This window comes from Pseudoalteromonas sp. UG3-2, from assembly GCF_037120705.1.
Lineage (GTDB): Bacteria > Pseudomonadota > Gammaproteobacteria > Enterobacterales > Alteromonadaceae > Pseudoalteromonas.
Genome location: NZ_JAWLJU010000001.1, coordinates 763334 through 788683, shown reverse-complemented (window position 1 = coordinate 788683; position 25350 = coordinate 763334). Strand labels below are relative to the sequence as shown.

Genomic DNA, 25350 nt, shown 5'->3' with positions numbered 1-25350 from the left:
TTCGTCTAATTTCGCGTTTTGGGGGTTGCACTACAACGCAAAATGCTTAAACATAGGTTTTGCTTAGGCAAATTATAAAGTTATAGGAATCTAATAATGAATAAAGCTCAACTAGTTGAAAAGATGGCGGCAGACGCAGAAATTTCAAAAGCAGCGGCATCTCGCGCTTTAGAAGCATTCACTGGCGCAGTAACAAACACGCTTAAAGACGGCGGTTCAGTTGCTTTAGTTGGTTTTGGTACTTTCTCTGTTAAAGAGCGCTCTGCACGTACTGGTCGCAACCCTCAAACAGGTGCTGAAATCCAAATTCCAGCGGCGAACATCCCTACGTTCAAAGCCGGCAAAGGGCTAAAAGACACTGTAAACTAATTACTTTTAGTATTAGTTACTCTATTTAAAAAAAGCCCCTGAAGGGGCTTTTTGTTTTCTCGGCAACTCTTGATTGAACTCCCATCCCTAAAATGCACAGTAAGGTATGAGCTTACTTTATTCGCACACAGTAGCAGGATATGCTGTTTTATTTATTTCGATATAAATAACATAACTTGCCATCACTAGGTGAGATTGCGTTATAATAACGCAACACAAAAGCATGAGTGGTGATATGAGCAAGTACAGTTACCAGAGTAACTTTGGCAAGGTCGCATTAGAAGTAAGGGGAAATATTGTTATCGCAAGTTTCGAGGGCAATATTAATGCTTCTATGACTAGCTATTTTCGCCGAGCTTTAGAACATTGTCTTGACCAAGTTGAAGGACAATATTGGGGTTACATCAGCCACTCTAAAGGTGCCATTGCAGCTACGCCTGACGCCTACCAACAGTTTTTAGACATTGCGCGCTTTTGTATTGAGCGTGGCTGCGCTTGTGGGGCTTACATTTTAGGCAACCCTATTGCTAAGCGGCAAATTGAAAAAATGCGCGCGGAGTTAGGGTTTGATGGGCCATTAGAGTCTGTCCTATTTGAAGACGTTGATTCTGCCTGTCAATTCATTGCTGCTCATCTTCAACAGTTACAACAAAAAGCTATTTAACCCATTCATGGGTGACTCTGTTAAGCTCTTTTGCACCTAAGCTCGATACGATCAGTTTGGTTTGGTTGTTGCAACAGAAGTAATCCTTTTTGTCCTTTGGCCCACCAGATATATTGCTCATTTTGATACTTTTCGCCACTTGCAGCTGTCATCAAAGTTAAACGGTGAGCTTGGTTAAGGTATCCAAGGGTTATCTCTTCCGCTGAGTTGTGAGTCACCGTCAGGGTTTTGTTTTTATCACATAGGTAATGTTGCGTTGAGCCTGCATTGTCAGTAGCAGACGGTTGCAATTCGCTACAGGCAGACAACGAGAGTAACAAGAATAACGTCAGCAATTTAACGGTGTGCAACATAGGCCCCTCTAAATTAAGCTCAATAATATGGTTAAATTTAACCTCATTGCCTGAAGCCTAGGTGAATAACATGGGTTATACTTAAGCAGACTTTTTACAAAAAGAAGTGTTATTTTTTAATAAATTACCCTATAAATGAAGGGTAACTATTTTTGCCAAAGGTGCTTAGAAGTATGACGCAAACCAGCCCCAACACCGCTTTATTGCTTGAGGTCATTGAAAAAACCTCAAATGCCATTGCTATTTTAGACGCCAAAGCCACTTTCACTTTTTGTAATGACGCTATGGCAAGCATTTTGGGAGAGAGTAAAGCTGAAGTAGTGGGTAAAACCGTTAACTCGCTTTTTGTAGAGGATTACAACGGTGACAGGCTAGACCCAGAAGAGCTTTCACAATGGCTGTTAGGGGTAGTGGAGCACTCAGGGAATGTGGATTCTTTTGTAATAGATTCATTAGAAGAGCAGTTTTTCAAACTCAACGCGGTTCAGCTTTCTACCGGGGAGTTCCTTGTGTGTGGCAAAAACATTACCGAACTTAACTCTCTTAAGAGTGAAATTGCTCACCTCACTAAAGAAGTCGAATTTATCACCCAAACCGATCCATTAACGGGGGTGGGTAATCGCCGCTTATTCAGTGAAAAGCTACAACAGCAAATACGCTTATATGACCGTTACAAAGAGTCTGCCAGTGTGGTGTTAATGGGGCTAGATAATTTTCGTAACCTAAATAACGATTTTGGCCATGAAATCGCTGACTTAGTGCTGGCGAACTGCGCTGCGATGTTGACCGACAAGCTACGTGATACGGATCTTATTGCCAGACTCAGTGGCGATGAGTTTGCGCTGATTTTACCCAATACCAATCTTGAAGGGGCTGTGTTTGTGGCAGAGCGAGAGCGTAAGCTCATAGGGCGGACTCCTTTTGCGGCAATTGTTGGTCAGGAAGTTGATATTACGGCATCTTTTGGTGTGGCAGAAGTGGGCGTGGATGGTTTAACTATTGAAGACATTCTTAATAGTGCCGATAGCCGTTTACAAAGAGCAAAAGCAGAAGGTAAAAACCGAGTTAATCCAGACTGCCAATAGCGCAGGTGACAGTTGTGTTATTTTTATATTACAGTGATTAGACCAGTAGTATTGCTGTCATAATCCCTCACTAATCTAATTCCTTAAAGCAGTAATTAAGATGCGTCTAAGAGGGCGCATGTTGTCGTTAAGGAATAAGAAAATGTCATCTATCTCTCGTCGCGAGTTTATAAAACGTTCTATTATGGGGTTGGGAGCCGCTACTATTTCTGTCTCCATCGTAGGTTGTGGTAGTAGCAGTGGAGAAAGTGTCGCAGAAAATGACTTTGCTGTGGCGTTTAACCATGGCGTGGCCAGTGGCGATCCACTGCAAGACAGCGTTATTTTGTGGACCCGGGTAACCCCACAAGGCAGTCCAGCCAGTGTTGATCTGACTTTACAGGTGTCTGATAGTGAGGACTTTGGTGTGCTCTTGCAAAGTCAAACCGTGTCGGCGTTGGCTAAAAATGACTACACCGCCAAAGTGGATTTAAGTGGCCTTAGCCCAAATAGTCAGTATTATTATCGTTTTGTCACCAAAGACACTCACTCCAGTATTGGTCGCTGCAAAACACTACCAGCCAATGACGTAACACAAGTTAAATTGGCGGTTATGTCTTGTGCTAACTATCCTGCTGGGCATTTTCATGTCTATGCCGAGGCGGCTAAACGCAGCGACTTAGATGCGGTACTGCATTTAGGCGATTACATTTACGAGTATGGTATGGGCGGCTATGCCACAGAGCAAGCCACTGCTTTGGGCAGAGAACTAGACCCAGACAATAACCAAGAAACCATTACCCTAGAAGATTATCGCAAACGTTACGCTAAGTATCGCACCGACCTTGGGCTACAAGCCTTACATGCCAATACGCCATTTATCGCCGTATGGGATGACCACGAAATATGCAATGACAGCTATGTTGATGGCGCTGAGAACCATAACCAAGGTGAAGGCGACTTTAGTCAAAGGAAGCTTGCAGCGCTGCAAGCATATTACGAGTGGATGCCCATTCGACCGCTGGTAAAAGACAAGCTCGAGAGTCTATATCGTAAGTTTGAGTTTGGTGATTTGCTGTCTTTGTATATGTTGGACACTCGCAATGAGAGCCGAGCAAAACCACTGGATTACCAAGATTACATGGATCCGGTGTCGGGCATGCTTGACTTCAACCGCTTTCAAGCTGATTTAACCGCGCCATCGCAACAATTGCTTGGTGTTAAGCAGTTAACTTGGCTTACAGATAACATTAAAACGTCTAATGCCAAGTGGCAGGTACTTGGTCAGCAAGTGCTAATGACCAAGATGAATATTCCGGCAGAGCTACTACAAACTCTTGCTGCACCAAATGCAGAAATGTCTACACAAGTGGCGGAACTGGCGCACATTAAAGCGCGAATGCAAGCAGCGGATGAAACCTTAACCGAGCAAGAAAAGGCGCGGGTTACCATGACTGCACCTTATAACCTCGATGCGTGGGATGGCTACCCAGTGGAGCGCGAAGTGATTTTGCAAACGGCAAAAGCAATGAATAAAAACCTCGTAGTAGTGGCCGGTGATACCCACAATGCTTGGTCGGGTAAGTTGTGCAGCGTCAACGGTGAAGTATGCGGCCATGAATACGCCACTGCCTCTGTAAGCTCACCTGGTCTTGAGTCATACTTAGGCCTACCTGATGAGCAAGCAATGCAATTTGCTGAGGCTCTGAAATTGTTGGTGGATGATCTAGATTACGCCAATATCCATCAGCGCGGATACTTAACCCTGAACTTTACTCGAGAAAAAGTGGATAGTCAGTGGCACTTTGTTGATACCGTTACCAGTGAGCAGTTCGACAGTCATAATGTTAGCCGTGAGCTGATGGCAAACAATTAAATTGTTGCTGTATGCAAATTGGCCACAGCAATAGCGTGTGGCCAATAGGGCAAAACCATGATTTAAAACACAACGAAATGTGATTCATACTCGTCAGCAAAACCACCTTGCTATCACCCTAACAATATAGCGCTATTGGCAAACCTCTGGTGGCTGTTTGGCTAGTAACCCTTCAATGGCAAATGGCTGGTTAGCCGTAACGTCCACAGTAATTTTGGCAATATCAAGATGCTGATAGTCACCAGGGGCATTTAACCGCCATAGGTTGTTACTTGGTGAGTTAACGCAATAAGGCCCAGTATCGCCATGGACCAATAATATGGGAAAATCTGATTGCTCGGCGAGGCTGGAAAACTGCTTACGATACTGTTTAAAGCCGTCGCACTGACTTGCGGTGTTGGCAGTGCAAGCACTAGTGTGTTTGCTTTGTTGGTAAATATCGGCTTGAAAAAATATCACTGCTGCCTGGAACTTGCCGTTTAGGTTTTGGCTTAACCAAGTTAGGTTGTTGTGATCGCGAACTGTTGCAGCAGACAGTGCCGTTTGCTTATCAGAAAGTAGTATTTGACGGCGGCCGTTATTGGTACCCGTAATATGTAGCGTTAAAAATAACGTATTACCCTCTAGCCAACGTTGATTCTCGGGCTGCTCAGCTTGTCTGGCAAAGTCGCTAAGCGCGACAGGTTTACTGGCAAAGCTTTGGCGCACATAAGCTAAGCGCTCTAACTCGTCATAGCGAGGAGTCAGTTTTTTGCGGTCACAGTCAGTCCAGTCGTTATCGCCAGGGGTATAAATAAATGGCCGCTTGGTTAAGGATGAAATCAAGCGGTAATTGCGTTGTAAAAGAGCGTTAGTGCAGGGGTCTGATCCCGCTTAAAGGTCGCCAACGTGCACCACAAATTGATGCTCTGTGTTGCTGGCTGCTTGCTGTAATTTACCACCTTGTTGCAGTAAGGCGCTATCAGCAGCAAAATAGGGCATGTCACCATAAGCCAGAAAGCTAAACGACTGCGCCTGAGTAGCAAAACTAAGCCCCAACAAAGAGAACAACAACACCATAAACATAGAAGACCAGCTTTTTATAATATAGCGCTCACTTTAGCCGCTGAGTTTTACATGATAGTGACGCCAACGGCTTTATTAACTATAGCCGTTGGCAAGTTGATCACATCAGGTGCTTTTCAAAAAATGCTAAAAACGCTTCCATGGTTTCAATGCGATGACCTTGATAACTCAGATGGTGATTACCGTCTTCCAGTTCGATATAAGTCACAGGCTTGTCGTGATCTTCAAGCTCATCGGCCATTTTGCGACTGTGGGAAACATCAACTATCTTATCATCGTCGCCATGCACTAACAGCACAGGGCGGGTTATGTTTTTAGCAAAGTTAACCGGAGATTGCTGCTCTAGTTTATCGTAGTCCTGACCAAATTGATCACGAATAAGCTCTTTATTGGTAAAATAGCGAGCACGCTGAACAATGTCTTCTAGGTCAGTGACGCCGGCAAAGCTGGCTGCACATTGAAAGGTTTCTGGGTGTTTAACCACGGCCATTAACGCCGCATAGCCACCATAACTGCCGCCAGCAATACAGATTTTATCTGCTAAGGCATAGTCATTTTTAATTAGGTAGGTTGCCGCATCTTGTAAATCGTCTTGCATTTTACCTCCCCAACCCCTTTCACCTTCACGAAGAAAATCAAAGCCATAGCCAAAAGAGCCGCGAAAATTAGGCTGCAAAACTACATAGCCACGGCTGGCAAAGAGCTCTGACCAATAGTCAAAGCCACTGTAATCTCTGGCATGAGGGCCACCATGGGGAAGAATAATAGCTGGGGAGGCGGCATTAAAATCGCTTGGTAGTGTTAAATAGGCTTCAATTTCAAGACCGTCACGCGCTTGGAAATTGAGTTTGGTTTTACCTAACAGTTTTTCACCGATGATGTCAGGGTATAGGCGGCCAAAACCGACTAATGATTTATTTTCACGGTCTCCGAGCAAGTAAGTACCTGAGTCAGCATCAGAATTGCCGTAAGCGATATACTTTTTGCCATCTCGGCTCATATCAATTACCACCACATCATACTCTGGCAGTGCCGCTTTTAAAGAGCGCTGCAGTAGTTGATGATCTTCATCCCAATATACTCTGGAATTATCTAAGTTTGAGTGGCTAAAGCCTATGGCGCGACCATCCTTTGCAGAGTAATGAATGCGGCCATCGAAATCATAATCCGGATCAGAGAATATCAACTCAGGCAGCATGGGCTTTTGAGTAATATCGGCTTTAAACAAGGCCTGTTTGCCATTGTGAAGGGCAGTGAGGTAGACAATATTGGGGTCTTTATCAAACCCTAAAATTCTGATGGCCTCTGGGCCGCGGGCCTGAAATGTATATAGTTCAGTGAGCTTATTACTATCGTCATCATAGAGGTAGTAACTGGCGTGCAGCTCATCAATACCATAGCCAAGGCGGACATTACCCTGACGGTCGGCGAGCCAATATTGTACCTTGCTGTTTGCTCGCGCAATTCGTTTACGGCGGTTTTTATTGATATCCAGCTCGTATACCGTGGGCTTATTATCGACATCAAACGCCGTTTGCACTAACACCTTATTAGGCTTTTCTGGTAGTAAGCTGATAAGGCTGGCTTGGAACTGCGCGTCTTTATCATGCCTTTTTGGTGTATTAAGGCGCTCTAAGTCATTATCGGGATCGCTTAAATCGAATTTAAATAACCTCGATGTGGAATACTTTACAGTGCGGTGGCGGTTAGTATAGTTGGCACCAATCAACAAAATCTCATCGTTGGCCCAGTTATACCAAGATAAGGTCACCGTTTTATTGTCGGCTTTGAGCAGCATGCGCGACTTATTGGTGGTTAAGTCCAAGACCGTGAGCACCAAGTTACCATCGTAATTTTTTAGAAAAGCCACGGCATTGCCATTAGGTGACAAATTCACTTTGCTGATATCGGGCAACTGAGCGTAACTTTCTACAGGCAGCTTGGCGTAGTTAATTTGGCTAAATAGTAGAGCCATTAATAAAAGAAGTTGTTTCATAGCAGAGACAATCCATATCGTTTGACGCGAAACCGCTATTATTACCTAGATTAGATCCAAACTCTAATCGAATTTAGCCAAATAGGAGGATGAATAATATCAGTGTACTTTGATATAGCTTAAAGCAAATGAAGGTTTGACTTGCGTAAATAGGCAATTCGGTTATGCTCTTATCTAAGACGTTAGCCAGACTTAAAAATAATGATAAAGATGAAATTAAACAGGCGTTTAGCACTTTGGCCGTGGTGCCTAATGATGCTGCTGTTTAATCCGCTAACTGCAGCAGAAGTGACCATTGCCGTGGTTGGCAAAACCAAAAACGATAGCTTTTATGAGCAGTCTTATAAAGGCTGTCAGCGTTTTGCCCGAGAGCATCCAGAGTTAAATTGCATCTATGACGGTGCTGACGACTACCAAGACGTGAGAACTCAAGCCTTAATTGTAAGGGAGCTGGTAAAACAGCAAGTAGATGGCATAATGGTTTCAACAACGGATTCAGCCTACCTTACCAATCGCGCATTAAAATATGCCAAGCAACAAAATATTCCGGTGATCACCTTCGATTCTGACTTACTCGAACCAGAGCAGGCCTACCGTCTTGCCTACGTAGGTACCAACAATTTTGAATTCGGCAAAGCCCTTGGTGAAGCAGCAAAAATATACAAAACCACCGAGCCGCAGCCAATCTGCATTCAATCAGGTCACCAAACCACCCCCAATTTAAATAAACGCATCTCTGGCGTGAGACAGGCGCTTTCAGGGCAAAGCACTGAGCGATTATCTGGTGCCAGTGGCTGGATTGAACATGCTCGCTGCCCGCTATACACCATGGGCAGAAGAGAAGATGCCATCACCCAGCTTAATAACCTTCTGGCTTATCCTAATCCCCCTATTTTTATCGCCGTAGCGGGCTTCGCACAATTTCATCCCAACTACATTGAGCGCATGCAGCCATTTCATGCAGACATTGCCAAGCAAGAAAAAATTATTATCTCTGCCGACACCGAAAAGGTTCAGCTAGCGGCATTAAAGCAGCAACTCTCCACCATTAACATTGGTCAAAATCCATTTGAAATGGGCAGGCTAGGGGCCGAGTTGCTTTATGATGTAATAAAGCATGGGACAAAGCCTAAACAGGAAAAATATTACTTAGACTTTCATTACTGTAATAGTAAAAATTCCGATACTTGCACTGTGAATTACTAGCACTGGTTTTGAACAAAGCTACTATTGGATAGTGATGGTGTAAAGGGGGATTACAGTGAATTAGGTTTATACTAGAGGATGCGACAGCCGTATCTCATGGAAAAAAATAAAAAACACCAATGCCCGTTTAAGTTTGTCTTATCACGGAGATGTACTAAAACCACAACAGGAGTTTATATATGAAGGGTTAGGAGAGAACCTCCATCGAATATTTAGCTTCTTTCATTCCAGCGACATAAATATCCAATACTTTACGGATATAAAAATACATTTTTATTATGACAAGAGCGCATTTCTTCAGGCCCTAAAAGATCACAGAATTGAGATAGAGGACAACCCCTATGTCCAAACGTATGGTGTTTATTCCCATTACTATCACAAATCATTTGTATTAATGAGCGATGATGACAATGAAACTATAAATACTGCAGTTCACGAGGCAATCCATGCCATTTTACATGTCAATTTTGGGAAGGCCTGGCAACCTATTTAAGCGCATTAAGAAGGAATGAAAATAGCGCTACCTGGGTTAACTCGGTAAATTGACACGACTGAGTAGCAGAAGACAAAATGCCATTTGAGTTTTATGAACTATTCACTAAAGGTGAGAAAACTTGGCGCCGCGTTGATACCATTCATAACTATGCAAGTAGTTGGGTATGGATGTCATATTTGCTACTAAATGATAAAACACGGCCGATTATAGTGAAAGCATTAAACTATAAAGCCGCTAATCGATGCTATAAGATTGATATAGACCAGTTATTAATTGACTTAATTTATGTTCAGCCATTTATTAAGGGGGATTTTGAACAATGGTTCTTGCAACAAACCAGAAGATAGCAACCGCTAGCAAAACCGGTTTAAAAGTATCAAATTATATAAAATAAAGTGCTAACATAGTGCTGGCATCATGAAATTACGGAAAACATATAAAAATAGGGCTTAGAGCAACTTTTCATGACGAACCTAAATTTACCGCCAAAATGTCTGTAAATTGCCTATTTAACATAATATAAAGTATGTTAGGTTTGTTTTGCTCTAAGCCTTGTGTTAAGCGGGTTTAACGTTTTGTTTACCCGCAAAATGGCGGGGTTATTTGGCGTGCCTAAGCAACGCTTTTTCGCCATATTTTTGCCGCTTCTTCATCCCCTCGACTTTCAGCCTTGTGAGCTTCAAGAATAGCCATAATTTCTAAGGGGTCGGGGTGCTCGCCAACTAAAAGTAGCTTTAAGGCGTTAAGTTCTGAAAACTCGCGTTTTCCTGTTCTGATTTGGCTTAACGTTTGTGTTCTAAGACCTGTTAACTTAGCCACCATATAGTCAGAGTCAACATCAATGGCGCTTTTAAACCAGTCAAGCAGCTCAATCGAGTTGGTAATTTTCATAAGTTTTCTCATCATCAAAAAATCCCTGTTTTTGATTGTAGACGTAGTAACCACGATATTCACTATGTTCCGTGGTGGTTGTTATGCACCGCCGTGGATGGTAATTTCTTTCCTGTTACTGGTTTTCTCAACTGGAAACAATTGCTTCGGCGTGACTGCTGTATGGCCATACAGTAGTCACATTTTTATGAAGCCGAAGTGAATAACCAACTTTTAGCCGAGGTGATGACCATGCTGAACACTCTGATAAACGACCCTAAGCACTGGGAACGACAGTTAAAACTTGTACGCGCTTTAAAGGCGAAGCACTTCCCCAAAAAACCACGCCCTGAACCAGCGGCGCAGCAAATCAATGAATATACCGACATGAGCGCGTTGCACTCTGCGAGCTATTGGAACAAGCAGGGGGCGCTATGAAGTCGAACACGTATTACAACGCCCTTAATTGCGGGATTGGGCTTTGCGTAGGGTTGCCACGCTTAAAAGCTCCTATTTGCGAATCGTCAGTTGATTTATGGTTGAGCCTTGTTGATGATTTTCACGAGTGTGGAATGCACCAAATTGCTCACAAATTAGATGAGTTGGTTGGTGACACTGTTTCAAGATGCGGGGTTATCGGTAGCGTGTGGGGTGAACATGAATTCACCTTGTGAAATCTGCGAAAACGAACACGCAGACAATTACGCTTCTTACACAGTACCGCTGGAGTTATGCACTGTTGCACAGCAAGAGTATGATATTTGGTTGTGTGGTGGTTGTATCGAGTGGTGTGAGCAACAGCTAAAAAGTGTTGGGGGTGATAATGTCAATTAATATCCCCGAGCATATCATTCAAGATGCAGCAGAAAGCGCCCTAAGTGGCGCTTTTGTTGGTTCACCCGTAGCGAAAAATTCAAACCTTTGGTGGATTGAAGCAAAAGACCGAAAAGACCGCGAAGCGGACGCCCCGAAAGGGGTGGAAAAAGCTAGGCTTGTCAGAGGCCGCAAAAGTCCGACAGGGCTAGAAAAGTCCAAAAAACCGCACGTTAGCGCAGCCCAGCAAGCACAGACAAAGCTAAAAGCTGAAAACCTATACACGGCAGCGGTTAACCAAATGACGCCTGAGCAGCGTTTACAGCGCCTAGGGTTGCGCGATGGTGAACGCATGGACTTTGAAACAGGTGAAATCACCGCCAAGGCCGTTAGTTACATCGAACCAAACCACTTTGATGCCACTGTGCAGGACACCACGCCACGCGAGCTAACCCGCAAAAATGGCAAAAAAGTCACCTTTAGCCCCGAGTTTACTGGCTACCGTGGCGGCAAAGTGGACTACAACAAGAGTCGCGCCCATTTTCAAACTCGCAACTGGGATAACAGCTATCGCATTGTGTGCACTCAACTTACCCAAACCAGTGATGCGCCCGAATCAAACACCGGTGATAGAGTGACCGATAAATTAACCAGCCGCGCCAGCGGCAAAATTGTCGATAGTGGTTTGTATATGCAAGCCGTAAAAGGCGGGTTCAATGCGTTTGCGACCATCACCTTTAACGAGCAATCGCGCAAGATGCTCGATAACAACCAAACAACCATCGGCCAATTACTCAGCCCGTTTTTAGATAACCTTGGCAAGATGCACAAGCGCGGTTGGGTGAGTCGTAACGGCGGCGCGGGTGTCGCGGGTGACAAGGTGAAAATCGGCAAAAAAGCGGTGGCCGCCTCGGGCGACTTTACCCACGTGAAATTTGTCGGCGGTGAAAAGGTTCGCACCGATGTGCTTCATGAAAACCAACGTATTTACCAGTGGGACGGCAAACCCCATGTGATTGAGTGTGTCGGTGCAAGCGATAAACCCGTGTTCGATTACATCTGGGTAGCGGAAGCGCCGCGAAAAGTCATCGAAACCCGCACTTATCCGTGGGGCAAAGTATCATCGCTTGGACACCAAAACTATCACGTTCACATGCTCATGCGTTGGAATGTTGAAAAGCACCATTTTCGTGAATGGGCGGCACGAATAGAAGCGCGTTGGGGGTGTGGGTTTGTCACGCTTGAGCGCATTCAAAACGCCAACGCCGCCGCCAAGTATTTACTCAAAGCCGTGGGCTACATGACCAAAGGCCAAGAGGGCGACCAAGGCGAAATTAAAGGCAACCGCTATAACATCAGCAAAAGCGCACGCGCCCATCCTTGGGAGAATTGTGCGACCCATGAGGCACAGCACATGTACGGACTAATTCAGGAATACATGCAAGGGCTGGAAGCCAAGCAAAAGCGCAAGGCCAAGTTATCGAAAAAGCTACGCGACACCATCGCACAGCGCGAAAAGCAAAAAGGGCTCAACAAAGCCAAATACAGCGAAAAGCGCCAGCGCTTCATTGAAAAACTCACCGACAAAATGAAGTCATTGGAGAGCAAGACCAAAGCCCTAGGCCAAGAGGTGTACGGCAATTTTGCCCGTGGCGGCATGGTGCAGTTTGCCAGCGACAATCAATTTTTAGACTTTATCAATTGGGCGGTCGGGGTTCGCGGCTGGAGGCTTAAAACCGCATTCGGTAAATGCACCGATAGCGACCACATAGAGCAAGCCAAACAAGACGAAAGCGCAGTTAATAAATGGCTAATCCAAACACAGCAAGCAGTGAACGATTCGCTTGATTCGCTGTGTAATTTCTATGACCGATTTGAACGAGTCCAACCCCATGAGGTAATGGCTTTTGATGAGTTGTCACTGGTGACGGGGAACGCTTATGGCTTTGAGTAGAAACCAGCGCTACGAGCAAGGGCGCAAACAAAAAGGCGAAAAAAAGCTCACAGTCTGGATACCGGAACACGCCGAAGTTGAAGTGAGGCAAATGTGCGAGTTCTTGTGTGAAAACCCAAACCATGTGCCATTTATGGCGCGTGACTTGGTAACTGGCAAAATGAAAAAGGCGATTTAAGGAACAGTTATGCTGAAAAAAATTGAACGCATCAAAGAAACGATAAATGAGGCTAAAGATATGCCTGCAATACGAGCCGCCGCCAAAATTGCACTGGCTGAAAAAGCCATTGCAGACGCGGTCACGCTGTGGTCAGAAATGGCGCATCGAATTGAAATGTTGGAGGGCGTCACTGGCGCAAGGGGTGAATATGAGCAAGTCCACTAACCCCGATTTAGGCCACATTGAATGCGATGGTTGCAATGGCATGGCCGCAATACGCAGACAAAGAACGGGCAAGCAATACCTGTATTTGCATTGTAAAAATTGCGGTATGGATAAGCGAAGCGGCCACCTAATTCAAGCGAAATGGGAAAAAGCCATTAAGGGCGAAACAAGCGAAAGTTTCGCTATTGAAGCAACCGAAAATCAACCCGTTATTACACACACACCAAAGGCTGACGAGTGGACGCCACAATTAAGCGAAAAGGAGCAAAAAAGCCATGAGCAAGAGCGAAATCAAGAGCGAAACGCAGAGCGAACAAACAGCGAACCCGAGCGAAACCGAAATGACGGCGGAGCAAATTGGAGCGCAATCGGACGTGGAATTGTCGCAGGACTCTGCGCCGTCGCAGGAATTCGAGTACTCGCATCTAGCTAGCTATCAAGGCGAAAGCGCAGAGCTAGACCAAGCGCAGCCCGACACCACCGAAACAGTGGAAGCGGAAGCGCTCACCGATGAGGACATGATAGGCGTAACGGCGCTGGGGGTTGAGCAAATAGCCAACTTTGTTGAATCCAGCTTTGATACGCCTGTTACCATCGACAACGACACGCGGGAAGTCATCACCGAACGCGCGTTACCTGTGATTAAGAAGCACTGCAAAGGCGGAAAAATGCCAGCGTGGCTGGCGAAATACCAAGAGGAATTCCAGCTTGGCCTAGTGCTCGCGACCACGGCGGTTTCGATTATTTCCCAAGTGCGAAAGGGCGAAAAGCAAAGCGAAATCAGCAGCGAAAAGCAGGGGGTGCAAGTTGGCAGTTAATCCAAAAAATGCACTAAAGCCGCGTCACTCCTGCACGCTAGCAGGGACGGGCGGCGGCAAGTCCGCCGCCATTAAGTTAATGGGGATGGTTGGCAAGCACGCGGCCATTTTCGATTTGTACGGTGAATATAGCTTTGATGGGCGAAGCAAGTCGCCGTTTAATGGGTTGGGTGGTCGTCCGATTTACCGCTTTAATTCCCGCAAGACATTCGCTAAAAATTTCATTGATGCGTGGTCAAGCGGCAAAGCATTCGTGGTTGCATACTGCCCAGAGTTCCCAGTGACACTGAAAGGCGCTGAACTCAAAGAAGCCAGAAAGCGAGAGCTTGAATGGTTCGCACAGTTGATGTGGAACGCATCGGACGGTAATCGAGACCTTGATGTGGTCATTGAGGAATTAGCCAAGCTAACCGATTCGGTGGGTAAAGATGACACCATTGTGGGTGAGTTGGCAACGGGTGGCCGTAAATATGGCATTGTGCTGCATACGGTTTTCCAGCGCTCGCAAGAAGTGCCAAAAACCATCTGGAGTAACAGCCCTCGCAAAGTGCTCGGGGCGCAAGAGGTGGAAGCGGACGCCAAGCGAATGGCCACCGAATTTTCCACCGAAATGGCGAACGTCATTCGCATTAGTGTGTTGAACGGGCAATACGAAGATAAGCGTCTTTACTATCTGGTCAAACACAAGGGCGGGATTGGGCAAGTTGAGCCGTGTTACATCGACATTAAAACGGGCAAAGTGCACAAATTGACTATGGAGCAATTCAAAGGAGAAACAGAAAAAGCGTAAATTCAAGAAAAAACCACATTGAATTTCGCCCCAAAAGAGCGAAAATTTCGCTCTTTTCGCTCTAGGGGGAGCGAAAACCGTTTGCCCCAAGAGCGAAACGCCTGATTTATTAATAAGCGCTTTTAACACGCAATGAGCGTTAACTTTAAATTAGGTAATCACATGTTTGATAAAAATACTCTTATTCCAGTCGCTATCACGCTAGGTTCACTAGCACTTATCAGTAACGTCCGAGCGCTACGCTCGGTTAAACGTTTCATCATCGGTTAAGGGGGTAGCATGTTAGAACTATCCAAACTTAACAACATCACGGGCGTTCAATCTGGCGGTACGGCATCGCTTAGCCTGCCAATTGGCCTAACGTATGAAAAGGTGTTTTTTGAATTAGAGGGCGTCACGCCTGCACAAATCACAAACTTTCGTGTTGAACTCAATGGTCGCATGTTGACGGAATACCCGTCCTTGGCTGATTTGGTCAATGAAAACAACTATTACAAGCGCGAGCAGTTAGATGGCCTTGTTACGTTGCACTTTACTCGCGAAGAAATGCGCAGCGCACTGCACCCAAGCTTGCGTGTTGAACGCTTTTTCGGCCTTGGTACGGTGGGTTTGAGCCTTGCACAAATCAAGTTCGATATTGATAGCGCCGCCACCAATCCGCAAATCAAAGCCTATGCGCAAAAGTCGGCGGGTACTATGCCTGGTTGGCTATTTAAGCGCCGCGTTTTCCGCTTCAACTTTGCCGAGGGCACAAACGAGGTGGCAGACATTCCACGCCCAGATGGCGCTCACATTGCGCTAATCGAAATCCACAAAAAAGTGCAAGACACGGACAACAAAGTCGGTGTAACCGAAGTTGAATTTTTGGTGAATAACAACAAGTGGCGCGAGCGCGTACCGCTGAAACTGCACAAACACATCCTTAAACAAAATGGCCGCCAGCCAATCACAGACACTTTTGCCGTGGATTTAATGCAGCAAGGCGATGTGTTTGCAGCGCTTAAACTCGCAAGCGAAGGCAAAGACGCCATTCATGATATGCGCTTGCGCATTGACTCCGATGAAAGTGGCGCGGCGGAAGTGGTGGTGCATTACGTGGACGACTACGCATCAAGTTCGTTCTAAGGGGGCAATATGTCAGCAGCAGCAAATAACGGCTTTTGGGGGTCGGTTGATTCGGCTCTAGGCCGCGCCTTAGAAGTATGGGGGAACGTTGAGGCCATAAAAGCTAAAAAGGCATCGACAGGGCAGCTACAAAACGAGCAGGCCAACACCACCGAGCTGGACAACGGCGCGGCCGTGGTGGTCGATACCCCAAAACAAACAGCGCAACCAGCGAAACCCCAAGAGCCTGAGATTTTTGGCATTAAGCAATCGCACTTGCTAATGGGGTCGGTGGGCTTACTGGGTGTGGCATTAGTAATTAAGGCGGTGAAATGATGGATAAAAATACCAAAGCATTTTTAAAAGGGGTCGCAATTGCGGCATGTGGCGCGCTCACTGCGGAAGTGTTGCGCGACCAATATCGTAAATACCAAGCCAGAAAGCAGGCGGCGCAGTAATGCTGGGCGGTCTTTTGGGGGCAACGGGTGCTGTGCCTAACCTACAAAATGGGGCGGGAAGTCCCATTAGTTCGGGGGCAACATCAGGCACCGGCGACCAATCCCAAAAAATTGGTTTTCATGGCGGCAGTGTGAACTTTGGTAATGGCGGCGGTAACAACCAGCTGCTAATTATCGGCGGGTTCGTGCTGCTGGGTATTTACTTGTTAAACAAATGACGGGGGCGGGGTGCGCTTAGCTCACATTAGCGAATTTCATCATGTTAAGACCGCCGCAGCAGGTGATTATGATGAAATCAAAAGCGAAGTGGAAAACGGCAAAGCCATGCTGGTTGAACACGCTGGCTGTTACTTTGTACTACGTGCGGACCGTGATGGTTTATGCGTGGTATGTGCTCAAGGAAAAAAGCTACTGAGCGCCGCCCCGCTTATTCTCGAATTTGCTAAGCGCATTTGCGCCCCGTCAATTATCTTTCATACAAAACGCAAAGGGCTAAAACGCCTTTTGTCTGCTTATCCGTTTGAATACGCAGAAACTCAAGCGGATGGGTATTTAGTTTATAGGATGGTGCTTGATGGGAAGTAAATCGAAATCCCGTAGCAGCCAAACCACCAATAACACATCCACAAGTTTGGGTGTGCACGGTGATAATAATGGCTATATAACCAACGGTGACGGGAACACCTACAACATAACCCAAACAGACCACGGCTTAGTGGAAGCGATGGAATCCATCGGCGGTAATTTGGTTGATGCAAACATTGCGGGATTTGACACCGCAAGTCAGATGACCAGTGACGGCTTTAATTTTGCGTCTGACGTCAATCGCGACTCACTCGACTTTGCTGATAACTCGCTCTACAGCGCGTTAGGCTTCGGTGAAAGTGCAATGTCGCACATCAGCAATGTAAACAGCGATTCACTCGACTTTGCAGGCGATGCGCTTGCATCAAACGAGAATCTTGCAAACTCAAGCATTAGTGCGCAATCCGACTTGGCTATTGAAGCGGTCAGCCAAAACGGCGACTTAGCGCGAGATATGGTTGATTACTCCGCAGGGCTTAGCAGTGAAGTGATTGGGTTCGCTGATGGGGCTATCAGCGCCACCGCTGACGCCTTGAACGATGCAAATGCGCGTGTGGGTGATATTGCCACGGATGCAATGGACAATTCAGCCACGCTGGCGGGTATGTCAATTGATGCGGCGGACAATTCAAACGCTCGCATGTCAGACTTGGCTTATGTGTCAATCGACAAGGGCAATAACCTTGCTCGCGACTTAACCGAGTCCATGTTAAGCGCAACTCAAGACGCCTATAAAACCGCGTCCGACCAATCCATTTTAGCCAACAAGCAAGCGTTTCAATTTGCCGACCACGCCAGTCGCTCAGACGACCAGCAACTTGCAGTAAGTACCAACAAAACCATGATGGTGGTGTTTAGTGTTGTCGGTGGTGTGACTGCGTTTGGTTTAGTTGCTTACATGCTTAAGGATAAATAATGTTAAATAGAAAAATTCTACAACAGGGTGTGCCAAACGACGACCACACAGAAGGTCGCTATATTAAGGTGATGAACTGCGAGTATGACTTTAGATTGATTGCATCTAGCGGCGCTAAAAAGTTAATTGACAGTGTTGTTACAGCAGGTTTTGAGTTGGAGTTAACAGAGGAGTTTAAACAAATAACGCTTGTTTCTAGTTCTAACCAAGTTGTTGACGTTTGGATTTCAAGTCATAAGTTAACATACGATGCGCCAACTAAGGGGAGTAATCAGTCATACAGCTTTTTGATAGAGCATTACGGTGGAACACAGTCTATTTTGCCGTTTGAGGCAAAAAGGCTATCTGCTGTTTTGTATAGCGATACGCACGACTTTTGGTATGGCGGAAAGGGTTGCACACCTGAGACGGGTATACCCGTTAGAGCGGGGGTTGAAAAAAAGATTAATTCATCCTCGGAGGTGTTTGTTTCGATTGATGAGCCGCCTATGTATATCTCAGGTAGTACCTATAACACAATTAACGAGTTAGATAATGGCGTTGGTCGCTACGGTGGCGGATATGGTGAGAGTACCATTGATTATAGGTCAAACGCAGCAACAGCTCATGCTGTTTACGTTACTGAGCGCCACATTGGTCAATATCGCTCTTACGGCGCAATCCGTATTTCTGTGGGTGGTGCAAAGTTACTGAATCTAACAGGTGACATCAACGATATTGTTGTTGTGGATTACGACAGAGATAAAGTCGCGATGCTCTATGATAATGGGGTAATCATGGTGTATGAAATGGGTGAAAAAGTGGCGGAATACAATGCGCTTTACGCCAAATCCACTCTCAATTGGAAAAAGTTGATGTATGATGGCGAGCGTTTTTATGCTTACCACTGGGGCGAAGATGCTGTGAACTGGTATACACCAAGCGACACGTCTACACCGGCGTTCTGGTTCTCATCAGACCAAGGAATACTTATCCGAAAAACGTTCTACGATAAAAGCACTAGACGCGTCTTAGCGATATGCGATAAGTCAGGGTATCAATTCATTTATGACATCACGGGGGCGTCTGGGCTTTGTGAAACATTTCCACATGCGCTAGGACAAGATATTAATGGTTCTCTCGGAGCGGTTGTTACCTTTCCTGATATGCGCTTTAGCAGCACACACATTACGGTTTATTCCGGTGGTAAAGGTTTAATTTTTAACCGCCAATCGGGTGTCATTACCGAGCTGATAGATATTCAGCTTGTGTCAGCGCAGTCGCGGGGGGTTATATATGTGATAAAAGATGGCAAACAGCTCATATCTGAAGATGATGGGGTGACATTTACGCCTATTCCCAATGACACCGCTGATTTTGGTAGTGGGGTGGTGCTTGGTACGTTCACGGATGAAAAGTTTATAACTTTACCACTCACTAAGAATGCGGACGACACCTACAAGGCACGGCTTTATGACACCACTGTTTCGAAAGCCAGCGCAGTCTCAAAATTGAGAGTGCTAAAAGAGGTGGTGTGATGAAGTTCGACACACCACACATTATCACAGCATTAATTGTTCTAAGCATTGGGGTATACATGACGACTCAACAAACCGCGCGGGGTATCCGCAACAATAACCCGCTCAACATTGAAGCGGGCGAAAACTGGGTAGGGCTGGCTGGCACGGACGGGCGCTTTGCGGTTTTCGAAACCGCCGAGCACGGCATTCGCGCCGCCGCTCGCATTCTGCGAACCTACGCCAAAAAATACGGCATCACTAACGTGGCAGGCATCATTAGTCGATGGGCGCCGCCAGTAGAAAACGACACAGCCAATTACATTGACTTTGTATCAAAACGGGCAGGGGTTGATAAGCAAAAGGCGCTAACGGATGACGAATATCCCAAAGTCATCGAAGCCATGATAGTGATGGAAAACGGCGAACAACCTTACACGCCCGAGCAAATACAGCAGGGCTTTAACTGGGGGTTTTATGGGTAACTTTATCAGCAAAAACGCCAGTCTTGGCCTAACTTTGCTCGCGGTCTATTGGTTTTATCAGCGGTTTGTAAGCACCACCGAAAACATAACTAAGCCACTGACGGATGCAGCGGGGAATGCTCTGGCTGAAATTCAGCTTTGGGCGAACGGTTCGCACCCCATTCACCGCCAGTGGTCTGGGTTTTACTTGGACTCTGAAAAGCTCACTCATGACTACTACATCAAAGACCCGCTTTGGTATCGCGCGATTGATGAGTTAAACGATGGTCACAAGCTCTTGCTTGATGAAATATTTGATAGTAACCAGCAGTTAAAGCCTAAGTATCGGGTGCTTATTGATAAAGAGGTGTCTGCCAAAACCATAGCCACGGTTAATAGGCGGTAGGGCATGGATATTAGTCAAGACACCATTATCACCATATTGGCAAACGCCATATTTCTCTATGGCGCGGTAACAACCAATAAAACGGATATTCGCTGGCTCAAAGAGTCAGTGAAAGAAATCAAAGAGAAAATTAAATAAGGGGGAGCTATGCTAGCAACCATCGGAAAATACTTACTAACCAAGCTCGCAACGGAAGCGTTTATTAAGCGGGTGTGTTTATCAACAGCCAAGCACTTGGCAACCAAGTCTACTAACAAGCTAGACGATGAAATAGTGGCCGCACTGGATGAGGCGCTAAACTAAAAAAAGGGGGCTGCACGGTGCAGCCCCTAAATTAAGCGCGTTTATCCTTTTTTTGCTGCTCATACCTAAGCATGGCATCCCTAAACCTAAAGCGGTCTGACATTTCGATTAAATCCTTGCCCATTTCCTTGAGCTGGTCACGTGCCAAAACCAAGTCCTGCAAATGTTTTATTTCAGCATTCAGGGCGGCGGCTTGGGCTTCGTGATAGCGGTTAGTCCTTTGCAAAACATCCAGTTTATTTATGTATTGGGCGGTGTACTTGCTGCCGCTGGGCGTCCACAAGTAACCATCGCGGCAAATGCGAAAGTCTGACCAATCGCAGTGATTAGATACGCTTCCATTAATGCGCATTTCCAACAACCTGACAGCGCGGGGGCATGGTGCGTTTTTGCTTAGCCAGCGTTCAAGTGTACGCTCAGGCACAAGCAAAAAATCACATACCTGTTTGCGGTCAAGCCTCCCAAAATTCATAAATCCCGCTCTAAAAAGAAGCGTCTTAAAATCTGCCATCGTCTTTTCCTTACTTCCTTTGACGTTGTTTTTGCGTCGAGCGTCCTGCGCGGAAGTACGTTTTTATATGAAATTTTTCGATTGATAGTTTTACTTTCAATCAATTTTTCAAATGATTCCAAAAATGAGGAAAACTTATAAAAATGAGGCTTAGAGGGGTGATTTTGGTCGAACCGATAAACCACCGTCAAATTGCGGGATTTTTAGCTATTTAACATAATATAAATTATAGGAGTGTTGCTGTGGTTGCATCTAGCTTGCCTTGTCTTTTATACTATGTCCAATACTTACCAATATCGGACTTTACATGCTTGTACCTTTGGTTGATACCTTTAAGCAGCTACGTTATCAAATCGCTCATCTTGAGGATGACACTTTGGCAAATGAATATCCAGAGTTGGCTGCATTTATAAAACATCACGAGCAACAGGTGCCATTATTGGATGAGCTGCAATTTCTTTATCAATTCTTATACGTTTATGGTCGTAAGTCTGAAGCCACATTTAACCGTTTTCGTAATGAGCTGGAGCGTTTTTGCTTGTGGTCTTGGTTGCAGGCTGAAAAGTCGGTATTTGAATTAAAGCGTGAAGACATTGAGGCCTATGTCGATTTCGTGGTGGAGCCGGATAAATCTTGGTCGCAAACCTCAGTGCAATGGCGATATAAACAAGTGCAAGGTTTACGCAAAGTAAATCCTAATTGGCGCCCTTTTGTGGTAAAAGAAAATGGCGCTAGTCAGCAGACGTTGGCAGCTATGTTTACGGCGCTGAACGTATTTTACAAGTTCGCTATTTTAGAAGAAAAAGCCTTTGCTAACTTTGTCCCTGTGGTAAAAAAGAACAGTCCTTACTTAGTAGTGCAATCGCAAATTAATCTGCCGGACACCTTGAGTGATTTGCAGTGGGAATACGTTTTTGGTGTGACACGAGATCTCAGCGAAAAGCGACCTGAGTTAGAACGCAACTTGTTTGTGTTGGCCTGCTTGAAAGGACTGTATTTACGCATATCAGAATTATCTGATCGCCCTCACTGGTCTCCTGTTATGAGTCATTTTTGGCAAGATCAAGATAACTTTTGGTATCTTAGGATCATGGGTAAGGGAAATAAGCTCAGAGATGTGACACTCAGTGAGGATTTTCTCAGTTATCTGAAACGCTATCGCCAATACCGTGGTCTAAGCGCCCTACCTCGTGTTGATGAACCATACCCGCTGGTGCATAAACTACGTGGTCAAGGCGGCATGAACGTGCGACAAATTAGGCGTATTGTGCAACAAAGCTTTGATTTTGCTGTGGCCAAGCTCGCCGAAGACGGTTTTACCGAAGATGCTGAAAAGTTAGAGGCGGCAACCTCACATTGGTTACGTCATACCGGAGCCACCCATGATGCCCAACACCGGCCGCTCAAGCATTTGTCAGAAGACTTGGGTCATGCCAAAATAGCCACCACGGATCAAATATACATTCAAACCAACATTAAAGAACGCGCTAAATCTGGGCTTAAGCGAAAGATTTAAATGTTGTCAGTATGATTGAGTGTTTTTAATAGGAAGGACTAAGTCCTTCCATTTATTTGCGTTTGAAGCGTACAATCAATTCATGCATGTCGTTGGCGGTATGCTCGAGCGCAATACTCTCCTGTGACACCTGCTCCGCACTGGTTAAGCTATTGCTAGCTAGTTGTGCAATATTCACTACTTGTTGATTGATGTCATCTGAAACCGTGGCTTGCTGCTCAACTGAGGTGGCTATCTGCATCGACATATCGCTGATTTGGATCACGGCTTGAGTGATTTGCTGCAGCATATCAGTGCTTTCATTGAGCTGTTCAATGCCATGTAATGATTCCGCCTGACCTTGCTCGGCAATATCCACCGACGCTTTCGTGCTGGCGGTTAATTCAGAAATAATGGCATGTATTTCCTTGGTTGACTCTTGGGTGCGTTGGGCAAGGTGACGCACTTCATCGGCCACCACGGCAAATCCTCTACCCTGCTCACCTGCTCGTGCCGCTTCAATGGCAGCATTCAGTGCTAGAAGATTGGTTTGCTCAGCTATTTGTTCAATGATCTGTGCTGCAGAAGCAATTTTGTCTGTTTGTTTAGACACCCCTTGCACTGAATTACGAATATCTTCGATGGTGTTACTCAGATCTGTAAACGCTGTTTTGGTCTTGTTGGCTATCTGCTCTGTTTGAGAGGTTAACTCTAATGAATTTTGCGCATCTTTAGCGCTTTGTTGCACACTGTTAGAGACATCACTAATAGTGGTCGTCATTTCGTTCATTGCAGTTGCAACGAGTTCAGTTTCACTTTGTTGCTTTTGCAGGTCAGAGTAAGTCGTTTTCGCTTCTTTACTGGCTGAATGTGCACCTTGCGAAACCGAGTCGGCAGCATGCTCAACACGAGTTAATATGGTATCTAGGTGAGCGCGCTCGCTTTTAAGGCGTACTTGCAGTGAAGCCATGGTGCCATCCCAGGTAGAGTAAACCTGAGTTGCTATGTCATCGCAAAAGCTATGCGATAACTCCGACTCAATGCGTTGTAATTGTTCCTTTGCACGCCAAGTTGAATAAGTTGAATAGCCAAGCATATTGGCCATTAACCAAAAGAATCCGCCAGACTCTGAAACAAAGTACCACAGCAGTAGCGAGGTGATAATATTGAATAGTGGCCACAAAATGCGTAGTGAAGGCAGTGTAATAGCACTGCTTTGCCCGGCTTTGACACTTTTATATAACGCTTCTGCCCTTGCTACTGTATCACGATTAGGGCAACTTCTAACGGATTCATAGCCGACCACTTTGCCGTTTTGAGTGATTGGGGTGACATAAGCATCAACCCAGTAATGGTCGCCATTTTTACAGCGGTTTTTCACCACCCCCATCCAAGGCTTACCTATTTTTAACTGCGCCCACATGGTGCGAAAGGCTTCCACCGGCATATCTGGATGCCTAACAATATTATGAGGTTGGCCTATGAGTTCTTCTCTGGAAAAGCCACTGATGTCGACAAAGGCCTGATTACAATCGGTAATGTTGCCTTGCAAATCAGTAACTGAAATAAGCTTGCTATCTACTGAGAAGGTTTTTTCTTGTTGAGTGACTGGGTGGTTGGTCCGCATCTGGCTGTTCCAAAACAATAAATTAAACAGTTTCCCTATTGCGCGGGAAAATACGCGTTGAAATCATTAATGGCAAGCGTTAAGCGTATATTTTCAACGTAATTACAACTATAGTGTGAGTTATTGTCAGAGGCAAAGTGATTTGTCTTGTGTAAGATCGATTTAAGACTTACTCACGTACTGGCTTTTCATGTAAAATATCAAGTATATCAATGACAATCTAAGGAGCATTAGGTGTCTCGCTTTTCTGCAATAACAGACAATCCTCATGAAGGACGATTTAACGCTAAAACAGGTATTCTGCTCACCAACCTTGGCAGCCCAGATGCCCCTACTGCAAAAGCACTGAAAGTCTATCTTGCCGAGTTTTTGGCCGACCCCCGGATCGTTGAAATCCCACGCCTTATTTGGTTGATGATTTTACATGGCATTATTCTTAGGGTAAGACCAAAAAAATCGGCCAAAGCATACCAAACTGTATGGACAGACGTAGGTTCACCCCTTATTGCCATTAGTAAAGCACAAGCTGCCAAAGTGGAGGCGCAATTGCGGGCCGAGGGCTATGACAATATTGAGGTTGAATTAGCCATGCGATATGGCAATCCTTCAATCGAATCCGGACTGGAAAAACTCAGAGACAAAGGCATAACCCGGATCATAGTCATGCCCTTGTATCCACAATATTCTAGTGCCACAACTGGCTCTACGTTCGACCAAGTTGCTAAGGTGTTGCGCGGATGGCGTTGGGTGCCTGAATTGCATTTTATAAACGGTTATCATAAGCTGCCTGAATACATTGAGTCACTGGCGGCCTCGATACAAGAAGACTTAAAGCAACACGGCGAACCAGACAAGTGGGTGTTTTCATACCATGGTACGCCAAAGTTGTTTTTAGAGCGTGGCGACCCGTACCATTGTTTTTGCCAACAAACGACTCGCTTAGTGGTAGAAAAGCTTGGCCTAGATAAAGACAAAGTAATCACTACCTTCCAAAGCCGCTTTGGTAAAGCGGAATGGCTGCAACCCTATACCGATAAAACACTCGAATCTCTTCCTGAGCAAGGGGTTAAAAACATTGCGATTTTGAGCCCAGCATTCAGTGCCGATTGCTTAGAAACGTTAGAAGAGCTGGAAGTTGAAAACCGTGAGGTATTTGAAGAAGCCGGTGGTGAGCATTACCGCTATATTCCTGCGCTTAACGATCGTGATGACCATATTGCTGCGATTAACGCATTGTTAAAACCACTGCTTTAACGGTGATTAGGG

At 45.5% G+C, this 25350-nt stretch carries 32 protein-coding genes; 25 read left to right on the top strand and 7 right to left on the bottom strand.

What is annotated here, in order from left to right:
• Positions 1 to 96 precede the first annotated feature (96 nt).
• Both R3P39_RS03215 and R3P39_RS03210 read left to right on the top strand, forming a co-directional pair.
• The gene (locus R3P39_RS03215) at positions 97 to 369 is read left to right on the top strand and encodes an HU family DNA-binding protein (protein WP_336565578.1); all 273 of its coding nucleotides are present in this window, start codon (positions 97 to 99) and stop codon (positions 367 to 369) included.
• A 235-nt stretch (positions 370 to 604) separates the two neighbouring features.
• The gene (locus R3P39_RS03210) at positions 605 to 1033 is read left to right on the top strand and encodes a hypothetical protein (RefSeq protein ID WP_336565577.1); all 429 of its coding nucleotides are present in this window, start codon (positions 605 to 607) and stop codon (positions 1031 to 1033) included.
• Between the two features lie 20 nt (positions 1034 to 1053).
• Here R3P39_RS03210 and R3P39_RS03205 read toward each other — a convergent pair whose 3' ends face one another.
• On the bottom strand, positions 1054 to 1386 hold the full coding sequence (locus R3P39_RS03205) for an MliC family protein (RefSeq protein WP_336565576.1): 333 nt from the start codon (positions 1384 to 1386) through the stop codon (positions 1054 to 1056).
• Between the two features lie 173 nt (positions 1387 to 1559).
• Here R3P39_RS03205 and R3P39_RS03200 point away from each other — a divergent pair, with 173 nt between their 5' ends.
• Together R3P39_RS03200 and R3P39_RS03195 are read left to right on the top strand one after the other, a co-directional pair.
• A complete protein-coding gene (locus R3P39_RS03200) occupies positions 1560 to 2471 on the top strand; it encodes a sensor domain-containing diguanylate cyclase (protein ID WP_336565575.1) in 912 nt (303 codons plus the stop codon).
• A 142-nt stretch (positions 2472 to 2613) separates the two neighbouring features.
• Entirely contained in the window at positions 2614 to 4326 is a 1713-nt protein-coding gene (locus R3P39_RS03195; RefSeq protein ID WP_336565574.1) for an alkaline phosphatase D family protein, read from the top strand.
• 132 nt (positions 4327 to 4458) lie between these two features.
• Here R3P39_RS03195 and R3P39_RS03190 read toward each other — a convergent pair whose 3' ends face one another.
• The 3 genes from R3P39_RS03190 to R3P39_RS03180 all read right to left on the bottom strand — a co-directional run bounded on the left by R3P39_RS03190 (position 4459) and on the right by R3P39_RS03180 (position 7387).
• Positions 4459 to 5151, bottom strand: coding sequence for a hypothetical protein (locus R3P39_RS03190; RefSeq protein WP_336565573.1), 693 nt, complete (start codon positions 5149 to 5151; stop codon positions 4459 to 4461).
• Positions 5152 to 5199: 48 nt separating this feature from the next.
• The gene (locus R3P39_RS03185; RefSeq protein WP_336565572.1) at positions 5200 to 5391 is read right to left on the bottom strand and encodes a hypothetical protein; all 192 of its coding nucleotides are present in this window, start codon (positions 5389 to 5391) and stop codon (positions 5200 to 5202) included.
• A gap of 100 nt (positions 5392 to 5491) precedes the next feature.
• Positions 5492 to 7387, bottom strand: coding sequence for an alpha/beta hydrolase family protein (locus tag R3P39_RS03180; protein WP_336565571.1), 1896 nt, complete (start codon positions 7385 to 7387; stop codon positions 5492 to 5494).
• 210 nt (positions 7388 to 7597) lie between these two features.
• Here R3P39_RS03180 and R3P39_RS03175 point away from each other — a divergent pair, with 210 nt between their 5' ends.
• Entirely contained in the window at positions 7598 to 8593 is a 996-nt protein-coding gene (locus R3P39_RS03175) for a substrate-binding domain-containing protein (protein WP_336565570.1), read from the top strand.
• A gap of 1108 nt (positions 8594 to 9701) precedes the next feature.
• Here R3P39_RS03175 and R3P39_RS03170 read toward each other — a convergent pair.
• Positions 9702 to 9995, bottom strand: coding sequence for a hypothetical protein (locus R3P39_RS03170; RefSeq protein WP_336565569.1), 294 nt, complete (start codon positions 9993 to 9995; stop codon positions 9702 to 9704).
• 183 nt (positions 9996 to 10178) lie between these two features.
• Here R3P39_RS03170 and R3P39_RS03165 point away from each other — a divergent pair, with 183 nt between their 5' ends.
• The 18 genes from R3P39_RS03165 to R3P39_RS03080 all read left to right on the top strand — a co-directional run bounded on the left by R3P39_RS03165 (position 10179) and on the right by R3P39_RS03080 (position 20451).
• Positions 10179 to 10397, top strand: coding sequence for a hypothetical protein (locus tag R3P39_RS03165; RefSeq protein WP_336565568.1), 219 nt, complete (start codon positions 10179 to 10181; stop codon positions 10395 to 10397).
• A gap of 171 nt (positions 10398 to 10568) precedes the next feature.
• Positions 10569 to 10793 carry a hypothetical protein gene (locus R3P39_RS03160; protein WP_336565567.1) on the top strand — a complete coding sequence of 75 codons (225 nt, stop codon included), beginning with the start codon at positions 10569 to 10571 and terminating at the stop codon, positions 10791 to 10793.
• On the top strand, positions 10783 to 12726 hold the full coding sequence (locus R3P39_RS03155) for a hypothetical protein (protein ID WP_336565566.1): 1944 nt from the start codon (positions 10783 to 10785) through the stop codon (positions 12724 to 12726). Before R3P39_RS03160 ends, R3P39_RS03155 begins: the two co-directional genes overlap by 11 nt.
• Positions 12713 to 12904 carry a hypothetical protein gene (locus R3P39_RS03150; RefSeq protein ID WP_336565565.1) on the top strand — a complete coding sequence of 64 codons (192 nt, stop codon included), beginning with the start codon at positions 12713 to 12715 and terminating at the stop codon, positions 12902 to 12904. Before R3P39_RS03155 ends, R3P39_RS03150 begins: the two co-directional genes overlap by 14 nt.
• A 9-nt stretch (positions 12905 to 12913) precedes the next feature.
• Positions 12914 to 13111, top strand: a complete 198-nt coding sequence (locus R3P39_RS03145; RefSeq protein WP_336565564.1) for a hypothetical protein — start codon at positions 12914 to 12916, stop codon at positions 13109 to 13111.
• 275 nt (positions 13112 to 13386) lie between these two features.
• Positions 13387 to 13929, top strand: a complete 543-nt coding sequence (locus tag R3P39_RS03140; RefSeq protein WP_336565563.1) for a hypothetical protein — start codon at positions 13387 to 13389, stop codon at positions 13927 to 13929.
• A complete protein-coding gene (locus tag R3P39_RS03135; protein ID WP_336565562.1) occupies positions 13919 to 14719 on the top strand; it encodes a hypothetical protein in 801 nt (266 codons plus the stop codon). Before R3P39_RS03140 ends, R3P39_RS03135 begins: the two co-directional genes overlap by 11 nt.
• A gap of 279 nt (positions 14720 to 14998) precedes the next feature.
• Positions 14999 to 15844 (top strand): major capsid protein P2, encoded by an 846-nt coding sequence (locus R3P39_RS03130; RefSeq protein ID WP_336565561.1) that lies wholly within the window; start codon positions 14999 to 15001, stop codon positions 15842 to 15844.
• A 9-nt stretch (positions 15845 to 15853) separates the two neighbouring features.
• Positions 15854 to 16159 (top strand): hypothetical protein, encoded by a 306-nt coding sequence (locus R3P39_RS03125; protein ID WP_336565560.1) that lies wholly within the window; start codon positions 15854 to 15856, stop codon positions 16157 to 16159.
• On the top strand, positions 16156 to 16281 hold the full coding sequence (locus R3P39_RS03120; RefSeq protein WP_336565559.1) for a hypothetical protein: 126 nt from the start codon (positions 16156 to 16158) through the stop codon (positions 16279 to 16281). The genes R3P39_RS03125 and R3P39_RS03120 overlap by 4 nt, the downstream gene beginning before the upstream one ends.
• Positions 16281 to 16499, top strand: a complete 219-nt coding sequence (locus R3P39_RS03115; protein ID WP_336565558.1) for a hypothetical protein — start codon at positions 16281 to 16283, stop codon at positions 16497 to 16499. Before R3P39_RS03120 ends, R3P39_RS03115 begins: the two co-directional genes overlap by 1 nt.
• A gap of 10 nt (positions 16500 to 16509) precedes the next feature.
• On the top strand, positions 16510 to 16866 hold the full coding sequence (locus R3P39_RS03110) for a hypothetical protein (RefSeq protein WP_336565557.1): 357 nt from the start codon (positions 16510 to 16512) through the stop codon (positions 16864 to 16866).
• Positions 16856 to 17782 (top strand): hypothetical protein, encoded by a 927-nt coding sequence (locus R3P39_RS03105; RefSeq protein WP_336565556.1) that lies wholly within the window; start codon positions 16856 to 16858, stop codon positions 17780 to 17782. The genes R3P39_RS03110 and R3P39_RS03105 overlap by 11 nt, the downstream gene beginning before the upstream one ends.
• Entirely contained in the window at positions 17782 to 19299 is a 1518-nt protein-coding gene (locus R3P39_RS03100) for a hypothetical protein (RefSeq protein WP_336565555.1), read from the top strand. Before R3P39_RS03105 ends, R3P39_RS03100 begins: the two co-directional genes overlap by 1 nt.
• Positions 19299 to 19763: a virion protein gene (locus R3P39_RS03095; protein ID WP_336565614.1), complete on the top strand. Its 465-nt coding sequence runs from the start codon at positions 19299 to 19301 to the stop codon at positions 19761 to 19763. Before R3P39_RS03100 ends, R3P39_RS03095 begins: the two co-directional genes overlap by 1 nt.
• Positions 19756 to 20148 (top strand): hypothetical protein, encoded by a 393-nt coding sequence (locus R3P39_RS03090; protein WP_336565554.1) that lies wholly within the window; start codon positions 19756 to 19758, stop codon positions 20146 to 20148. The genes R3P39_RS03095 and R3P39_RS03090 overlap by 8 nt, the downstream gene beginning before the upstream one ends.
• Before the next feature lie 3 nt (positions 20149 to 20151).
• Complete coding sequence (locus R3P39_RS03085; RefSeq protein WP_336565553.1) at positions 20152 to 20286, top strand: hypothetical protein; 135 nt, start codon at positions 20152 to 20154, stop codon at positions 20284 to 20286.
• 9 nt (positions 20287 to 20295) lie between these two features.
• The gene (locus tag R3P39_RS03080; RefSeq protein ID WP_336565552.1) at positions 20296 to 20451 is read left to right on the top strand and encodes a hypothetical protein; all 156 of its coding nucleotides are present in this window, start codon (positions 20296 to 20298) and stop codon (positions 20449 to 20451) included.
• Between the two features lie 31 nt (positions 20452 to 20482).
• Here R3P39_RS03080 and R3P39_RS03075 read toward each other — a convergent pair whose 3' ends face one another.
• Positions 20483 to 20962 carry a hypothetical protein gene (locus tag R3P39_RS03075; protein ID WP_336565551.1) on the bottom strand — a complete coding sequence of 160 codons (480 nt, stop codon included), beginning with the start codon at positions 20960 to 20962 and terminating at the stop codon, positions 20483 to 20485.
• Positions 20963 to 21269: 307 nt separating this feature from the next.
• On the opposite strand from R3P39_RS03075, the gene R3P39_RS03070 reads away from it, so the two are divergent.
• Complete coding sequence (locus tag R3P39_RS03070; protein ID WP_336565550.1) at positions 21270 to 22478, top strand: tyrosine-type recombinase/integrase; 1209 nt, start codon at positions 21270 to 21272, stop codon at positions 22476 to 22478.
• A gap of 52 nt (positions 22479 to 22530) precedes the next feature.
• Here the strand turns inward: R3P39_RS03070 and R3P39_RS03065 are convergent, their stop codons facing one another.
• Positions 22531 to 24084, bottom strand: a complete 1554-nt coding sequence (locus R3P39_RS03065; RefSeq protein ID WP_336565549.1) for a methyl-accepting chemotaxis protein — start codon at positions 24082 to 24084, stop codon at positions 22531 to 22533.
• A 234-nt stretch (positions 24085 to 24318) separates the two neighbouring features.
• Here R3P39_RS03065 and hemH point away from each other — a divergent pair, with 234 nt between their 5' ends.
• Positions 24319 to 25338, top strand: a complete 1020-nt coding sequence (hemH, locus tag R3P39_RS03060) for a ferrochelatase (RefSeq protein WP_336565548.1) — start codon at positions 24319 to 24321, stop codon at positions 25336 to 25338.
• Positions 25339 to 25350 lie beyond the last annotated feature (12 nt).

Excerpts from the sequence above, each read along its gene's own strand:
- R3P39_RS03205 (WP_336565576.1), bottom strand. The coding sequence starts at position 1,386 with ATGTTGCACACCGTTAAATTGCTGACGTTATTCTTGTTACTCTCGTTG.
- R3P39_RS03085 (WP_336565553.1), top strand. The coding sequence starts at position 20,152 with ATGGATATTAGTCAAGACACCATTATCACCATATTGGCAAACGCCATA.
- R3P39_RS03115 (WP_336565558.1), top strand. The coding sequence starts at position 16,281 with ATGCTGGGCGGTCTTTTGGGGGCAACGGGTGCTGTGCCTAACCTACAA.
- R3P39_RS03095 (WP_336565614.1), top strand. The coding sequence starts at position 19,299 with ATGAAGTTCGACACACCACACATTATCACAGCATTAATTGTTCTAAGC.
- R3P39_RS03120 (WP_336565559.1), top strand. The coding sequence starts at position 16,156 with ATGATGGATAAAAATACCAAAGCATTTTTAAAAGGGGTCGCAATTGCG.
- R3P39_RS03150 (WP_336565565.1), top strand. The coding sequence starts at position 12,713 with ATGGCTTTGAGTAGAAACCAGCGCTACGAGCAAGGGCGCAAACAAAAA.
- R3P39_RS03070 (WP_336565550.1), top strand. The coding sequence starts at position 21,270 with ATGCTTGTACCTTTGGTTGATACCTTTAAGCAGCTACGTTATCAAATC.
- R3P39_RS03195 (WP_336565574.1), top strand. The coding sequence starts at position 2,614 with ATGTCATCTATCTCTCGTCGCGAGTTTATAAAACGTTCTATTATGGGG.
- R3P39_RS03100 (WP_336565555.1), top strand. The coding sequence starts at position 17,782 with ATGTTAAATAGAAAAATTCTACAACAGGGTGTGCCAAACGACGACCAC.
- R3P39_RS03075 (WP_336565551.1), bottom strand. The coding sequence starts at position 20,962 with ATGGCAGATTTTAAGACGCTTCTTTTTAGAGCGGGATTTATGAATTTT.
- R3P39_RS03130 (WP_336565561.1), top strand. The coding sequence starts at position 14,999 with ATGTTAGAACTATCCAAACTTAACAACATCACGGGCGTTCAATCTGGC.
- R3P39_RS03200 (WP_336565575.1), top strand. The coding sequence starts at position 1,560 with ATGACGCAAACCAGCCCCAACACCGCTTTATTGCTTGAGGTCATTGAA.
- R3P39_RS03145 (WP_336565564.1), top strand. The coding sequence starts at position 12,914 with ATGCTGAAAAAAATTGAACGCATCAAAGAAACGATAAATGAGGCTAAA.
- R3P39_RS03210 (WP_336565577.1), top strand. The coding sequence starts at position 605 with ATGAGCAAGTACAGTTACCAGAGTAACTTTGGCAAGGTCGCATTAGAA.
- R3P39_RS03185 (WP_336565572.1), bottom strand. The coding sequence starts at position 5,391 with ATGTTTATGGTGTTGTTGTTCTCTTTGTTGGGGCTTAGTTTTGCTACT.
- R3P39_RS03125 (WP_336565560.1), top strand. The coding sequence starts at position 15,854 with ATGTCAGCAGCAGCAAATAACGGCTTTTGGGGGTCGGTTGATTCGGCT.
- R3P39_RS03155 (WP_336565566.1), top strand. The coding sequence starts at position 10,783 with ATGTCAATTAATATCCCCGAGCATATCATTCAAGATGCAGCAGAAAGC.
- R3P39_RS03105 (WP_336565556.1), top strand. The coding sequence starts at position 16,856 with ATGGGAAGTAAATCGAAATCCCGTAGCAGCCAAACCACCAATAACACA.
- R3P39_RS03175 (WP_336565570.1), top strand. The coding sequence starts at position 7,598 with ATGAAATTAAACAGGCGTTTAGCACTTTGGCCGTGGTGCCTAATGATG.
- R3P39_RS03215 (WP_336565578.1), top strand. The coding sequence starts at position 97 with ATGAATAAAGCTCAACTAGTTGAAAAGATGGCGGCAGACGCAGAAATT.
- R3P39_RS03180 (WP_336565571.1), bottom strand. The coding sequence starts at position 7,387 with ATGAAACAACTTCTTTTATTAATGGCTCTACTATTTAGCCAAATTAAC.
- R3P39_RS03065 (WP_336565549.1), bottom strand. The coding sequence starts at position 24,084 with ATGCGGACCAACCACCCAGTCACTCAACAAGAAAAAACCTTCTCAGTA.
- R3P39_RS03080 (WP_336565552.1), top strand. The coding sequence starts at position 20,296 with ATGCTAGCAACCATCGGAAAATACTTACTAACCAAGCTCGCAACGGAA.
- R3P39_RS03140 (WP_336565563.1), top strand. The coding sequence starts at position 13,387 with ATGAGCAAGAGCGAAATCAAGAGCGAAACGCAGAGCGAACAAACAGCG.
- R3P39_RS03170 (WP_336565569.1), bottom strand. The coding sequence starts at position 9,995 with ATGATGAGAAAACTTATGAAAATTACCAACTCGATTGAGCTGCTTGAC.
- R3P39_RS03090 (WP_336565554.1), top strand. The coding sequence starts at position 19,756 with ATGGGTAACTTTATCAGCAAAAACGCCAGTCTTGGCCTAACTTTGCTC.